At 56.2% G+C, this 13,608-nt stretch carries 14 protein-coding genes, 1 pseudogene and 1 other annotated feature; of the genes and pseudogenes, 10 read left to right on the top strand and 5 right to left on the bottom strand.

Annotated features, from left to right (window positions below; all coding sequences use genetic code 11):
* Positions 1–51 precede the first annotated feature (51 nt).
* Positions 52–1,488 (top strand): exodeoxyribonuclease I, encoded by a 1,437-nt coding sequence (gene sbcB / locus LLF79_RS02555; protein ID WP_369750702.1) that lies wholly within the window; start codon positions 52–54, stop codon positions 1,486–1,488.
* Positions 1,489–1,610: 122 nt separating this feature from the next.
* Here the strand turns inward: sbcB and plaP are convergent, their stop codons facing one another.
* The 4 genes from plaP to LLF79_RS02535 all read right to left on the bottom strand — a co-directional run bounded on the left by plaP (position 1,611) and on the right by LLF79_RS02535 (position 5,036).
* Positions 1,611–2,969: a putrescine/proton symporter PlaP gene (gene plaP, locus LLF79_RS02550; RefSeq protein WP_008499462.1), complete on the bottom strand. Its 1,359-nt coding sequence runs from the start codon at positions 2,967–2,969 to the stop codon at positions 1,611–1,613.
* Entirely contained in the window at positions 2,959–3,021 is a 63-nt protein-coding gene (gene yoeI / locus LLF79_RS02545; protein ID WP_099458931.1) for a membrane protein YoeI, read from the bottom strand. The genes plaP and yoeI overlap by 11 nt, the downstream gene beginning before the upstream one ends.
* A 219-nt stretch (positions 3,022–3,240) precedes the next feature.
* Positions 3,241–4,170 (bottom strand): LysR substrate-binding domain-containing protein, encoded by a 930-nt coding sequence (locus tag LLF79_RS02540; protein WP_227879063.1) that lies wholly within the window; start codon positions 4,168–4,170, stop codon positions 3,241–3,243.
* A gap of 41 nt (positions 4,171–4,211) precedes the next feature.
* Positions 4,212–5,036 carry an SDR family oxidoreductase gene (locus tag LLF79_RS02535; RefSeq protein ID WP_069598518.1) on the bottom strand — a complete coding sequence of 275 codons (825 nt, stop codon included), beginning with the start codon at positions 5,034–5,036 and terminating at the stop codon, positions 4,212–4,214.
* 175 nt (positions 5,037–5,211) lie between these two features.
* Between LLF79_RS02535 and hisL the strand changes: the two genes are divergently transcribed.
* From hisL to hisIE, 9 genes are all read left to right on the top strand, one after another.
* The gene (hisL, locus tag LLF79_RS02530; protein ID WP_001364200.1) at positions 5,212–5,262 is read left to right on the top strand and encodes a his operon leader peptide; all 51 of its coding nucleotides are present in this window, start codon (positions 5,212–5,214) and stop codon (positions 5,260–5,262) included.
* Positions 5,238–5,361: a sequence feature (His leader region), on the top strand. (Overlaps the previous gene by 25 nt.)
* A gap of 45 nt (positions 5,362–5,406) precedes the next feature.
* On the top strand, positions 5,407–6,306 hold the full coding sequence (gene hisG / locus LLF79_RS02525; RefSeq protein ID WP_000886595.1) for an ATP phosphoribosyltransferase: 900 nt from the start codon (positions 5,407–5,409) through the stop codon (positions 6,304–6,306).
* 5 nt (positions 6,307–6,311) lie between these two features.
* Positions 6,312–7,616, top strand: a complete 1,305-nt coding sequence (gene hisD, locus LLF79_RS02520; RefSeq protein WP_023294782.1) for a histidinol dehydrogenase — start codon at positions 6,312–6,314, stop codon at positions 7,614–7,616.
* Positions 7,613–8,674: a histidinol-phosphate transaminase gene (gene hisC, locus LLF79_RS02515; protein WP_227879062.1), complete on the top strand. Its 1,062-nt coding sequence runs from the start codon at positions 7,613–7,615 to the stop codon at positions 8,672–8,674. Before hisD ends, hisC begins: the two co-directional genes overlap by 4 nt.
* Positions 8,671–9,738 (top strand): bifunctional histidinol-phosphatase/imidazoleglycerol-phosphate dehydratase HisB, encoded by a 1,068-nt coding sequence (hisB, locus tag LLF79_RS02510; RefSeq protein WP_023344483.1) that lies wholly within the window; start codon positions 8,671–8,673, stop codon positions 9,736–9,738. Before hisC ends, hisB begins: the two co-directional genes overlap by 4 nt.
* Positions 9,738–10,328, top strand: a complete 591-nt coding sequence (gene hisH / locus LLF79_RS02505) for an imidazole glycerol phosphate synthase subunit HisH (RefSeq protein ID WP_046092497.1) — start codon at positions 9,738–9,740, stop codon at positions 10,326–10,328. The genes hisB and hisH overlap by 1 nt, the downstream gene beginning before the upstream one ends.
* Entirely contained in the window at positions 10,328–11,065 is a 738-nt protein-coding gene (hisA, locus tag LLF79_RS02500; protein ID WP_046092496.1) for a 1-(5-phosphoribosyl)-5-[(5-phosphoribosylamino)methylideneamino]imidazole-4-carboxamide isomerase, read from the top strand. The genes hisH and hisA overlap by 1 nt, the downstream gene beginning before the upstream one ends.
* Complete coding sequence (hisF, locus tag LLF79_RS02495) at positions 11,047–11,823, top strand: imidazole glycerol phosphate synthase subunit HisF (RefSeq protein ID WP_021241435.1); 777 nt, start codon at positions 11,047–11,049, stop codon at positions 11,821–11,823. The genes hisA and hisF overlap by 19 nt, the downstream gene beginning before the upstream one ends.
* Positions 11,817–12,428, top strand: coding sequence for a bifunctional phosphoribosyl-AMP cyclohydrolase/phosphoribosyl-ATP diphosphatase HisIE (gene hisIE / locus LLF79_RS02490; protein ID WP_023325611.1), 612 nt, complete (start codon positions 11,817–11,819; stop codon positions 12,426–12,428). The genes hisF and hisIE overlap by 7 nt, the downstream gene beginning before the upstream one ends.
* 40 nt (positions 12,429–12,468) lie before the next feature.
* Here the strand turns inward: hisIE and wzzB are convergent.
* Positions 12,469–13,449 (bottom strand): annotated as a pseudogene (gene wzzB / locus LLF79_RS02485) (LPS O-antigen chain length determinant protein WzzB).
* Between the last annotated feature and the right edge of the window lie 159 nt (positions 13,450–13,608).

The raw sequence follows: 13,608 nt of genomic DNA, 5'->3' as shown, positions 1-13,608 counted from the left end.
TCGGTCTGACCCGCACGATCGTTTACCATAGTGACGTCATTTTTTAACAGGATGGTATTACTGGTGTCTGACTCTGCCGCTCGCCCGACTTTTTTGTTCCACGACTACGAAACCTTTGGCACGCATCCGGCGCTGGACCGACCGGCGCAGTTTGCCGCCATCCGTACCGACGACGAATTCAACATCATCGGCGAGCCAGAGGTCTTTTACTGCAAGCCGGCGGATGATTACCTGCCGCAGCCCGGCGCGGTGATGGTCACCGGGATCACCCCGCAGGAAGCGCGGGAAAAAGGCGTTAACGAGGCAGAATTCGCCCGACGCATCCACGACCTGTTTACCGTTCCCAATACCTGCGTGGTCGGTTACAACAACATCCGCTTCGATGACGAAGTGACGCGCAACATCTTCTATCGCAACTTCTACGATCCCTACGCCTGGAGCTGGCAGAACCGCAATTCACGCTGGGATTTACTCGACATCATGCGCGCCTGCTACGCCCTGCGTCCTGAGGGCATTCACTGGCCGGAAAATGAGGAAGGTCTGACAAGCTTCCGGCTGGAACACCTGACGCGCGCCAACGGTATCGAGCACAGCAATGCCCACGACGCGATGGCGGACGTCTATGCCACCATTGCCATGGCAAAGCTGGTGAAAAGCGCACAGCCCCGGCTGTTTGAGTATCTGCTGAGCCATCGCAGCAAGCAGAAGCTTATGACCCTTATCGACGTACCGCAGATGAAACCCCTGGTGCATATTTCCGGCATGTTTGGCGCCTGGCGCGGCAATACCAGCTGGGTTGCGCCGCTGGCCTGGCATCCGGACAACCGTAATGCGGTCATCATGGTGGACCTGGCGGGCGATATTTCACCGCTGCTCGAACTCGACAGCGATACCCTGCGCGAACGGCTTTATACCCCGAAAAACGAGCTCGGCGATCTGCCGGCGGTGCCGGTCAAACTGGTGCATATCAATAAATGTCCAGTACTGGCGCAGGCGAATACGCTGCGCCCGGAAGATGCTGACAGGCTGGGCATTAACCGCCAGCACTGCCTCGATAATCTCAAAGTGCTGCGTGAAAATCCGCAGGTGCGCGAGAAAGTCGTGGCCATTTTTGCTGAAGCCGAGCCGTTCGTGCCGTCTGAAAACGTGGACGCCCAACTCTATAACGGTTTCTTCAGCGATGCCGATCGCGCGGCCATGAATATCGTTCTGCAAACAGAGCCGCGTAACTTACCGGCGCTGGATATCACCTTCGCCGATAAGCGCATCGAAAAGCTGATGTTTAACTACCGCGCGCGTAATTACCCCGGCACGCTGGATGAAGCCGAGCAGGAACGCTGGCTGCAGCATCGTCGCAACGTGTTTACGCCAGAGTACCTGCACAGCTATGCACAGGAGCTGGAGATGCTCTACGGCCAGTATGAAGGGAATGCTGAAAAACAGGCGCTGCTGAAATCCCTGTTCCAGTACGCGCAAGAGATAGTTTGATCGATAGGTATAAAAAAGCCGGAGGCGATGTCTCCGGCTTTTTTTTGCCCGTTGGCGCGGCGCTTACGCGGGCCTATGGGTTATGGAGGTCGGGTAAGGCATAGCCGCCACCCGACACAGTCTTACGCGACGTCTTCGTACTGCGGAACCGGGTTACGGAAGCTCTTCGTGACGCAGGCCAGGTAAACCAGACCGATACCCGCCCAAATCAGGCCAAGCACCATTGAGCTCTCTTCCAGGTTAACCCACAGCGCGCCCACGGTCAGGGCACCGCACATCGGCAGGAACAGATACTGGAAGTGATCTTTCAGCGTCTTGTTACGCTTTTCACGGATCCAGAACTGAGAGATAACCGACAGGTTAACAAAGGTGAACGCCACCAGCGCACCGAAGTTAATCAGCGCCGTTGCCATCACCAGGTCAAAGTTAATCGCCAGAAGCGCGATCGCACCGACCAGGATAATGTTCATCGCCGGGGTACGCCAGGTTGGATGCACGTAGCCGAAGAAGCTTTTCGGGAATACGCCATCGCGGCCCATTACGTACATCAGACGCGCAACGCCTGCATGCGCGGCCATACCGGACGCCAGTACGGTGATGGTGGAGAAGATCAGCGCGCCGACCTGGAACGCTTTACCCGCCACGTACAGCATAATTTCCGGCTGAGACGCATCCGGATCCTTGAAGCGAGAGATATCCGGGAAGTACAGCTGCAGGAAATAGGTCGAGAAAATAAAGATCAGACCGCCAATCAGCGCCGTCAGGAAGATGGCACGAGGAATCACGCGCTCTGCATCTTTGGTTTCTTCAGACAGGTTGCTGATCCCGTCAAAACCGGTAAAGGAGAAGCACAGAATGGTTGCCCCGGTAATCATCGGGATCACATGCGCATCACCAGACCAGAACGGCTTGCTGCTCGCCAGGGTGCCCGCGCCTTCGCCGTGGAATACGCCGTAAATCACCATGCCAAGAATAACCGCAATCAGGACAACCTGAAGCACAACGATAACGGAGTTAAAGTTGGCGACAGACTTGATGCTGCGCAGGTTAAAGGCCGTCATAAAGGCGACCAGCGCCACGACGAACATCCACGAGGGAATCGACGGCACCAGCGCTTCAAAATAGATTTTTGCCAGCAGAATGTTGATCATCGGCGCGAACAGATAGTCGAGCAGCGAAGACCAGCCCACCATAAAGCCAACCGTCGGGCTGATGGATTTCTGGGCATACGTGTAGGCGGAACCCGCAGACGGGTAGCGACGCACCAGTTTACCGTAGCTCAGCGCGGTAAAGAGGATCGCAATCAGCGCGAAGCCATATGCCGTTGGCACATGACCGTCTGTGAGGCCTGATACGATACCGAATGTATCAAACAGCGTCATCGGTTGCATATAGGCCAGGCCCATCATAACAACCGGAATCAACGTAAGCGTTTTACGTAATTCCACGCGAGAGGTGTTTGGAGTTGCGTTATGCGACATAGTTATTCTCCTTTACGGTGATAACCGCCACGTAAGCGAAAAATTGCCCCATTTCTTTCTTCCTCAGCGACAACAACTGTCGGATTTTAGTAAATATCTATCCGGTACGAAGCCCGGCCTCTTGGTTTTTAGTTTCGTTTCGTACATGCAAAAAAAAATAACCGACGCCTTTTATATCGTCGATTATTCATTTGGTTGCAGCGGCGGCATTTTGCCCCACATCGGATACAAAAGGCAATACTTTGCAACGCACCGGGTAATTTTCTTTTTGCTAACTGGCTGATTTCTCGACGCTGCCCTGAGCATATACAGCAGCGATAGCACTATTTGCTAAAATTTCGTCCCGCCACCAGGCACTCGCCAGCCCGGCGGTCTGTTCATTCCAGCCCACCCACACCGATTCATGGCTGTTTTGAGCAAGTACCTGTTTTTCAACAAGCGCACCGCTGTCAATAAAGCGCTGCGCCAGATAGCGGGGTAAATAGCCGCAGCCCAGACCGCTAATTTGCAGCTCAAGCTTGGTTTTAAAGTCGAAAACGGTAATCGCTTCCTGCTCATCAAGCAGTTGCGAGGATATCGCACATTCCGGGCGAGAGCTGTCACCCACTACAATCGCGCGGTAGCCTTTAATCACGCGGCGGTTAAGCGGCTCGGGCTCCTGAGCCAGCGGATGATGAGGCGCCACGGCAAATACCTGCTCCAGCACGCCAAGGCGGGCAAAACCAAATTCACTGAGTTGGGGAGGCTCATGCAATGCACCGACAAAAATGTCCGCCCTGCCCTGGGTTAAGGCATCCCAGGAACCGCCCAGCACGCCGTTGATGAAAATAAGCCGGGTGACGCTGTGATTTTGGTAAAACATTTCAATCAGCGGCGTCAGGAGAGAAAACGGAAAGGTGTCATCCACCCCAATCACCAGCTCGTTTTCCCATCCCTGATGCAGTTTGACGGCCTGTTTTTCGAGTTCACGAACGGTATGGAGGACTTCGCGGCCCTTTTCCAGCAGCATCTGTCCGGTGCGGGTAAAGCGTGCGCGGTGCCCGGAGCGATCGAGGATCTGGATATTGAGGTCGCTTTCCAGTTTTTGGACGGTATAGCTCAGGGCCGAAGGGGTTTTGTAGAGCTTTGCCGACGCAGCGGCAAAGCTCCCCTCTTTTTCCAGTGCATCCAGAATAATAAGAACATCCAGCAGCGGTTTCATGCTCGCCCCCTTCTGGTGTGCGATCGTCTCCGCTGCGGAACTTATTCCATGGGCATCACCAGCGGATCGGGATACTGATACTCAAACCCCAGCTCATGACAAATGCGATTGCCATCAACAATTTTGCCTTTACTGCCATCTTTTGCCTCACCAAAGACCGGCGGAGCCAGGCCCAGCTGACGTGCCATCAGTGGGTAAAAGGTGCTGCGCGCCGGATGAGTCGGTGCACATATATTATAGATGTGTCCGCCTTTCGGAGCCTGTAAGAGTAGCTCAATTGCGCCAATAACATCCTCAAGATGGACAAGATTCACGCCATGCTGGCCGTCTGGCGCAGTCTTTCCGGCAAAGAAGCGTCCCGGATGGCGGCCAGGGCCCACCAGCCCCGCCAGACGAACGATATCGACCTGCGTGCCGGGAAGATTGTGCAGCCAGTCTTCCAGCTCTTTCAGGATCTGACCGCTCGCGGTAACGGGACGGCGCTCGGAAGTCTCTTTCACTACGCCTTCAGCATCGCCATAGACCGACGTCGAGCTGGTAAAAACAATGCGCGGTACGTGATGCGCCAGCGCGCTGTCGACTATCTCCTGCATCGCCTGCAGATAAAATGATTCACCCGGGCCGCTGCGCCGCGCGGGTAGCGTAATCACCAGCGCATCGACGTTCATCAGCGTGTCCAGATCGTCCGCATCACACACCAGTTCCGGCTCCAGACGCAGTTCAACGCCTTCAATACCGCACATGCGCGCCGCTTCGACCCCATCTCGGGTGGTCTTGCTCCCGGTCACCTGCCAGCCTTTCGCGGCTAATGACATCGCCAGCGGCATTCCCAGCCATCCTAAACCGACAATCGCGACCTTTTTCATGCGAATTCTCCTGACTCTCACTCGTCTTTCATAAGGCTACGCCAGCCCGGCAGAACACACAATTCATAGCATCAATATGAAATGAATTAATGATCAAAAAAAGCCCTTGCAATATGTCGCACAACTGGTTTAGGTTAAAAGACATCAAATGAATAAGCATTCATCGAGAATTTATATGACACGCGTTCAATTTAAACACCACCATCATCACCATCATCCTGACTAGTCTTTCAGGCGATGTGTGCTGGAAGACGTTTGGATCTTCCAGTGGTGCATGAACGCATGAAAAAGCCCCCGGAAGATCTTCTTCCGGGGGCTTTTTTTTGGACCGAATTCAGACAGGTTAAAACAGGTTAACGAGGAATAAAGAATGTTAGATAACTCACGTTTACGCATAGCTATTCAAAAATCAGGCCGTTTAAGTGACGATTCACGCGAACTGCTGGCCCGCTGCGGGATTAAAATCAACCTGCACACCCAGCGCCTGATTGCTCTGGCTGAAAACATGCCCATCGACATTCTCCGCGTGCGTGATGACGATATTCCCGGCCTGGTCATGGATGGCGTCGTTGACCTCGGCATCATCGGTGAAAACGTGCTGGAAGAAGAGCTGCTGACCCGCCGCGCGCAGGGCGAAGACCCGCGTTACTTCACCCTGCGTCGTCTGGACTTCGGCGGCTGCCGCCTGTCGCTGGCGACGCCGGTTGATGAAGCCTGGGACGGCCCGGCCGCGCTGAACGGCAAACGTATCGCCACCTCCTACCCTCACCTGCTAAAGCGCTATCTGGATCAGAAAGGCGTGCAGTTTAAATCCTGTCTGCTGAACGGTTCTGTTGAAGTGGCGCCGCGTGCGGGTCTGGCGGACGCCATCTGTGACCTGGTCTCTACCGGCGCGACGCTGGAAGCGAACGGTCTGCGCGAAGTGGAGGTGATCTACCGCTCCAAAGCGTGCCTGATCCAGCGTGACGGAGAGATGGCTGACGCTAAGCAGCAGCTGATCGACAAGCTGCTGACCCGCATTCAGGGCGTGATTCAGGCACGTGAATCCAAATACATCATGATGCACGCCCCAACCGAGCGTCTGGATGAAGTGATTGCCCTGCTGCCGGGCGCCGAGCGCCCAACCATCCTGCCGCTGGCAGGCGATCAGCAGCGCGTGGCGATGCACATGGTGAGCAGCGAAACCCTGTTCTGGGAAACCATGGAAAAACTGAAGGCGCTGGGCGCAAGCTCCATCCTGGTGCTGCCGATTGAGAAGATGATGGAGTAATAGCCATGAGCTTTAACACAATCATCGACTGGAATACCTGTAGCGACGCACAGCAGCGCGAGTTGCTGATGCGCCCGGCGATTTCCGCCTCTGAAAGCATCTCGCGCACCGTGGCGGAGATCCTGGATAACGTCAAAGCCCGCGGCGATGACGCGCTGCGTGAATACAGCGCGAAGTTTGATAAGACGGACGTCGGCGCATTAGAGGTTACCGAGCAGGAAATCATTGATGCCAGCAATCGCCTGGGGGATGACATCAAGCAGGCGATGGCCGTCGCGGTGAAAAACATTGATACCTTCCACACCGCGCAAAAGCTGCAGACCGTGGATGTCGAAACCCTGCCCGGCGTGCGTTGCCAGCAGGTGACGCGCCCGGTTGCGTCCGTCGGCCTCTATATTCCCGGCGGCTCTGCCCCGCTTTTCTCCACCGTGCTAATGCTGGCGACTCCCGCACGCATTGCCGGGTGTCAGAAAGTGGTGCTGTGCTCACCGCCACCGATTGCCGACGAGATCCTGTACGCGGCGAAGCTGTGCGGCGTGCAGGCGGTCTATAAAGTGGGCGGCGCGCAGGCGATATCCGCCCTGGCATTCGGCACGGAATCCATTCCCAAGGTCGACAAAATCTTTGGCCCGGGCAATGCGTATGTGACCGAGGCTAAGCGTCAGGTCAGCCAGCGTCTGGACGGCGCGGCCATCGATATGCCTGCCGGCCCGTCTGAAGTGCTGGTGATTGCCGACAGCGGCGCCACGCCGGATTTCGTCGCGTCCGACCTGCTTTCTCAGGCGGAACACGGCCCGGACTCGCAGGTCATCCTGCTGACGCCGGATGCCGATATGGCGAAACGCGTGGGCGAAGCCGTGGAGCGTCAGCTTGCCGACCTGCCCCGCGCCGACACGGCACGCCAGGCGTTAGCGGCCAGCCGACTGATTGTGGCGCGCGATCTCGAGCAGTGCATTGCCATTTCTAACCAGTACGGTCCGGAGCACCTGATTATTCAGACCCGCAATGCGCGCGATCTGGTCGATAGCATTACCAGCGCGGGCTCGGTGTTCCTCGGCGACTGGTCACCGGAATCCGCGGGCGATTACGCCTCCGGCACCAACCACGTACTGCCAACGTATGGCTATACCTCAACCTGTTCCAGCCTGGGGCTGGCGGATTTCCAGAAACGCATGACCGTGCAGGAGCTCTCCCGCGAAGGGTTTGCCTCGCTGGCGTCCACCATTGAAACCCTGGCCGCCGCCGAGCGCCTGACCGCTCACAAAAACGCCGTTACGCTGCGCGTTGCAGCCCTGAAGGAGCAAGCATGAACATTGAAGAATTAGCCCGCGAAAATGTCCGTCGCCTGACGCCCTATCAGTCTGCGCGTCGTCTGGGCGGTAAAGGGGATGTCTGGCTGAACGCCAACGAATATCCTACGGCGGTGCAGTTTGAGCTGTCGCAGCAAACGCTGAACCGCTATCCGGAGTGTCAGCCGAAGGCGGTTATTGAGAACTACGCGCAGTACGCTGGCGTGAAGCCAGAGCAGGTGCTGGTCAGTCGCGGCGCGGATGAGGGCATTGAACTGCTGATCCGTGCCTTCTGCGAGCCGGGCAAAGACGCGGTAATGTACTGCCAGCCGACCTACGGCATGTACAGCGTCAGCGCGGAAACCTTGGGAGTGGCGTGCCGCAACGTGCTCTCACTGGAGAACTGGCAGCTGGATCTGCAGGGGATTGCCGACAACCTTGACGGCGTAAAAGTGGTGTTTGTTTGCAGCCCGAACAACCCGACCGGGCAGATTATTAACCCGCAGGATATCCGCACCCTGCTGGAGATGACGCGCGGTAAAGCCCTGGTGGTCGCGGACGAAGCCTACATCGAGTTCTGCCCGCAGGCGACGCTGGCTGGCTGGCTGGAGGAGTATCCGCACCTGGTGGTGCTGCGTACGCTGTCGAAGGCTTTCGCCCTCGCGGGTCTGCGCTGCGGATTCACGCTGGCAAATAAAGAGGTCATCGACCTGCTGCTGAAGGTGATCGCTCCGTACCCCCTCTCGACGCCGGTTGCCGATATTGCGGCACAGGCGCTGACGCCTCAGGGGATTAACGCGATGCGCGAGCGCGTGGCGCAAATCCTGGAGGAACGTCAGTATCTGGTGACCGCCCTGAAGGATATCCCGTGCGTGGAGCAGGTATTCGACTCAGAAACCAACTACATCCTGGCGCGCTTTACCGCTTCCAGCGCCGTATTTAAATCTTTATGGGATCAGGGCATTATCTTACGAGACCAGAATAAACAACCTTCTCTGAGCGGGTGCCTGCGCATTACCGTCGGCACCCGTGCAGAGAGCCAGCGCGTGATTGACGCCCTGAAAGCGGAGAAAGTATGACCCAGAAGATCCTTTTCATCGATCGTGACGGCACCCTTATTTCGGAGCCACCAGCTGATTTTCAGGTCGACCGATTCGACAAGCTGGCGTTTGAACCTGACGTGATCCCGGTGCTGCTCAAGCTGCAAAAAGCCGGGTACAAGCTGGTGATGATCACCAACCAGGACGGTCTGGGTACCGACAGCTTCCCGCAGGCAGACTTTGACGGCCCGCATAATCTGATGATGCAGGTGCTGACTTCTCAGGGCGTGGTGTTTGATGAAGTGCTGATTTGCCCGCACATGCCAGCCGACGAGTGCGACTGCCGTAAGCCAAAGGTGAAGCTGGTCGAGCGCTATCTGGCGGAGGATGTGCTGGATAAGACCAACAGCTATGTCATCGGCGATCGCATCACCGATATTACGCTGGCGGAGAACATGGGCATCGCTGGGCTGCGCTATGACCGCAACAACCTTAACTGGGCGATGATTGGCGAACAGCTGACAAAACGTGACCGCTACTCGCACGTTGAACGCAACACCAAAGAGACACAGATTGATGTGAAGGTCTGGCTGGACCGCGAAGGCGGCAGCAAGATCCACACCGGCGTGGGTTTCTTCGACCACATGCTGGACCAGATTGCCACCCACGGCGGTTTCCGCATGGAGATCGCGGTAAAAGGCGACCTCTATATTGACGATCACCACACCGTGGAAGATACCGGCCTGGCGCTGGGTGAAGCCCTGAAGCTGGCGCTCGGCGACAAGCGCGGCATTAACCGTTTTGGCTTTGTCCTGCCGATGGACGAGTGTCTGGCGCGCTGCGCGATGGATATCTCCGGTCGTCCGCATCTGGAATACAAAGCAGACTTCAATTACCAGCGCGTGGGCGATCTGAGCACCGAAATGGTGGAGCACTTCTTCCGTTCATTGTCCTACACCATGGGCCTGACGCTGCACCTGAAGACCAAAGGCAAGAACGACCACCACCGCGTGGAGAGTCTCTTCAAGGCCTTCGGCCGCACGCTGCGCCAGGCAATTCGCGTGGAAGGCGACGCCCTGCCCTCATCAAAAGGAGTGCTGTAATGAACGTGGTGATTCTGGATACCGGATGCGCCAACCTGAACTCCGTAAAGTCGGCCATCACCCGCCACGGCTACGAACCGGTGGTTAGCCGTGACCCGGACGTGGTGCTGCGTGCCGACAAGTTATTTCTGCCGGGCGTAGGCACTGCGCAGGCGGCGATGGATCAGATTCGCGAGCGCGAGCTGGTCGATCTGATCAAAGCCTGTACCCAACCGGTGCTGGGCATTTGCCTGGGTATGCAGATCCTGGGCCGCCGCAGCGAAGAGAGCAACGGCGTTGACCTGCTGGGCATTATCGACGAAGACGTGCCGAAAATGACCGACCACGGTCTGCCTCTGCCGCATATGGGCTGGAACCGCGTGTACGCCAAAGCGGGCGACCGGCTATTTCGCGGCATTGAAGACGGCGCGTATTTTTACTTCGTGCACAGTTACGCCATGCAGGTGAACGTCAATACCATCGCCCAGTGCACTTACGGCGAGGCGTTTACCGCGGCGGTGCAGAAAGACAATTTCTTCGGCGTACAGTTCCACCCGGAGCGATCTGGCGCCGCGGGCGCGCAGCTGCTGAAAAACTTCCTGGAGATGTGATGATTATTCCCGCGTTAGATTTAATTGACGGCACGGTTGTCCGTCTTCATCAGGGCGATTACGGTCAACAGCGCGACTACGGAAAGGACCCGCTGCCGCGCCTGCAGGATTATGCCGCTCAGGGTGCACAGGTGCTGCATCTGGTGGATTTGACGGGTGCGAAAGATCCGGCGAAGCGCCAGATCCCGCTGCTTAAAAATCTGGTTGCCGGTGTTGATGTGCCGGTACAGGTCGGCGGCGGCGTGCGTACGGAAGATGACGTGGCGGCGCTGCTGGACGCGGGCGTGGCGCGCGTGGTGGTCGGTTCAACCGCCGTCAAAGATCCTGAGACGGTGAAGGGCTGGTTCCGCCGCTTTGGCGCCGACGCGCTGGTGCTGGCGCTGGACGTGCGCATTGACGAACAGGGTAATAAACAGGTGGCGGTCAGCGGCTGGCAGGAAAACTCCGGCGTGACGCTGGAGGCGCTAGTTGATACCTATCTGCCCGTTGGCCTCAAGCACGTGCTGTGCACGGATATCTCCCGTGACGGCACGCTGGCGGGCTCCAACGTCTCGCTGTATGAAGAGATCTGCGCGCGTTATCCGCAGGTAGCGTTCCAGTCTTCGGGCGGAATTGGTGATTTAAACGATATTGCCGCGCTGCGCGGAACGGGCGTACAGGGCGTGATTGTGGGCCGAGCCCTGCTGGAAGGTAAATTTACGGTGACGGAGGCGATTCAATGCTGGCAAAACGGATAATCCCTTGCCTGGACGTACGTGACGGCCAGGTCGTGAAAGGCGTGCAGTTCCGCAACCACGAGATCATTGGCGACATCGTCCCGCTGGCAAAACGCTATGCCGATGAAGGCGCAGACGAGCTGGTGTTCTACGATATTACCGCCTCCAGCGATGGCCGCGTGGTCGACAAAAGCTGGGTCGCTCGCGTGGCGGAAGTGATCGATATTCCGTTCTGCGTGGCGGGTGGGATTAAATCCGCCGACGACGCCGCCAAAATTCTCTCGTTTGGTGCCGACAAGATTTCCATCAACTCCCCTGCCCTGGCCGACCCGGAGCTCATTACCCGCCTCGCCGATCGCTTTGGCGTGCAGTGTATTGTGGTTGGGATCGACACCTGGTATGACGCCGCAACGGGCAAGTATCACGTCAACCAGTACACGGGGGATGAAAGCCGCACGCGCGTGACGCAGTGGGAAACGCTCGACTGGGTGCAGGAAGTGCAGAAGCGTGGCGCTGGCGAGATTGTCCTCAACATGATGAACCAGGACGGCGTGCGTAACGGGTATGACCTCGAACAGCTGAAAAAAGTTCGTGAGGTCTGCCACGTTCCGCTGATTGCCTCCGGCGGCGCGGGCACCATGGAACACTTCCTCGAAGCCTTCCGCGATGCGAACGTGGACGGCGCGCTGGCCGCTTCCGTGTTCCACAAACAGATTATTAATATTGGTGAGTTAAAAACGTACCTGGCCGACCAGGGCGTGGAGATCAGGGTATGTTAACAGAGCAACAACAGGCGCAGCTGGACTGGAAAAAAACGGACGGATTACTGCCGGTGGTTGTCCAGCATGCCGTCTCAGGCGAAGTGCTGATGCTGGGCTATATGAACCAGGACGCGCTGGCGAAAACGATCGACAGTGGCAAAGTGACGTTTTACTCCCGCACGAAAGAGCGCCTGTGGACCAAAGGCGAAACCTCGGGCCATTTCCTGAATGTAGTAAGCATTACGCCGGACTGCGATAACGATACCCTGCTGGTACTGGCAAACCCCATCGGTCCGACCTGCCATAAGGGCACCAGCAGCTGCTTTGGAGAGGCGAGTCACCAGTGGCTGTTCCTGTACCAACTGGAGCAACTGCTGGCGGAGCGTAAATCGGCGGATCCGGAGAGTTCTTATACCGCGAAGCTGTACGCCAGCGGAACCAAGCGTATTGCGCAGAAGGTGGGTGAAGAAGGCGTTGAGACGGCGCTGGCCGCGACCGTGCATGACCGCGAGGAGCTGACGAACGAAGCGTCTGACTTGATGTATCACCTGCTGGTGCTGCTACAAGATCAGGCGCTGGATTTGACGGCGGTGATAGAAAACCTTCGCAAACGTCACAAATAAAAAAACCGGGGTATATCCCCGGTTTTTTTTAATCTGCAAATCAGACCTTTGGTTTGTAGTTTCGTAAGGCGTTACGCCCCAGTACCACACCTGAACCAATCATTCCGCCAAGTAGCACGGCGAGAACCAGAATCACGGCTTTTTTCGGGCTGTCACGGCGGACAGGAAGATCCGGCTTCATAACGTAACGATAGACGTGGATTGTGTCCGGGTTTACGTTCAGATTCTGGATATCCAAGAGATTTCGCTTGGTCTGATAATAGGCGGTGGGGAAAACCAGTGGGCGCGATGCTTCGTTGTCAATCATCGATTTAAGCCCTTCGCTGCCAAGCAGGAATAATGTTTCCTGTGTGACATCCTGGGTTTACTGGAGCTGTGGCGAAGTAATTTTCGCTGCCTCAGCGTTTTTCAGTGCCTCAGCAATCTGTTTGATACGCAGATCTTTTTGTTCCTGCGCGACCTTCTCCTGGTTTTGCAGTGAATCATTCAGGGTTTTGATCTGCTCCTTAATATTGTCCTTAAGATCAAGGGCTAGTTCTTTTGCGGTCTGCTCATCGACTTGCTGAATGTACTGCGCCAGCTGCTTCTGAGCCGCCTCTGCTGATGTACTGGTATAGGTGACGCTTAATGGCAGCGCTTGCCCTTTAACCGCAGGCTCGATGGTGAGTTTTTCAGGCACAGCCTGATTGTCCAGCGCCTGCGATAACGCTGAGAAAGATGCATTAAAACGGTCAATAGCGCGCGTTTGAATATCCAGCATTGAAGGTGCTGCGGTACCATAAAGGATATTCAATGCATTTGAATAGGGTGCTATCTGAGCCGCATCGGGTTGCGCAATAATTGCACTTGAGGTCCACTTTTCTTTAGCAACAAACAGATATCCGACAGCAAGGGCAATAAAAACAATAACAAAGGTTGCTATCATCCACTTTTCACGCCACAGTTGCAGCATTAAATCAAGTAAATCAATTTGCTCAGAGTCATGGCTTCGGCTGACCTGGCTATTGCTGTTTTGCGTCATACAATCCCTAACAGATGAAAAAGGGGTAACATAATTAAGTTTGCATAGTTTATCGAATACTGGCGATTTTTCTATAAGAATCCGATGAGTAATATCGGAAAGATGGGTTATGTAACTTATATCCTTCGCGCTATCATAGACCCCATGCGATGCATTATG

Origin of the sequence: Enterobacter cloacae complex sp. 2021EL-01169 (assembly GCF_020733125.1) — a bacterium.
Classification (GTDB): Bacteria; Pseudomonadota; Gammaproteobacteria; order Enterobacterales; family Enterobacteriaceae; genus Enterobacter; species Enterobacter roggenkampii.
This window is presented reverse-complemented; position numbering and strand designations above follow the sequence as displayed.

Bases quoted from the DNA above. Each gene is read 5' to 3' on its own strand.
- hisG (WP_000886595.1), top strand. From the start codon at position 5,407: ATGTTAGATAACTCACGTTTACGCATAGCTATTCAAAAATCAGGCCGT.
- hisB (WP_023344483.1), top strand. From the start codon at position 8,671: ATGACCCAGAAGATCCTTTTCATCGATCGTGACGGCACCCTTATTTCG.
- LLF79_RS02540 (WP_227879063.1), bottom strand. From the start codon at position 4,170: ATGAAACCGCTGCTGGATGTTCTTATTATTCTGGATGCACTGGAAAAA.
- hisH (WP_046092497.1), top strand. From the start codon at position 9,738: ATGAACGTGGTGATTCTGGATACCGGATGCGCCAACCTGAACTCCGTA.
- LLF79_RS02535 (WP_069598518.1), bottom strand. From the start codon at position 5,036: ATGAAAAAGGTCGCGATTGTCGGTTTAGGATGGCTGGGAATGCCGCTG.
- hisF (WP_021241435.1), top strand. From the start codon at position 11,047: ATGCTGGCAAAACGGATAATCCCTTGCCTGGACGTACGTGACGGCCAG.
- plaP (WP_008499462.1), bottom strand. From the start codon at position 2,969: ATGTCGCATAACGCAACTCCAAACACCTCTCGCGTGGAATTACGTAAA.
- hisD (WP_023294782.1), top strand. From the start codon at position 6,312: ATGAGCTTTAACACAATCATCGACTGGAATACCTGTAGCGACGCACAG.
- sbcB (WP_369750702.1), top strand. From the start codon at position 52: ATGGTATTACTGGTGTCTGACTCTGCCGCTCGCCCGACTTTTTTGTTC.
- hisA (WP_046092496.1), top strand. From the start codon at position 10,328: ATGATTATTCCCGCGTTAGATTTAATTGACGGCACGGTTGTCCGTCTT.
- hisIE (WP_023325611.1), top strand. From the start codon at position 11,817: ATGTTAACAGAGCAACAACAGGCGCAGCTGGACTGGAAAAAAACGGAC.
- hisC (WP_227879062.1), top strand. From the start codon at position 7,613: ATGAACATTGAAGAATTAGCCCGCGAAAATGTCCGTCGCCTGACGCCC.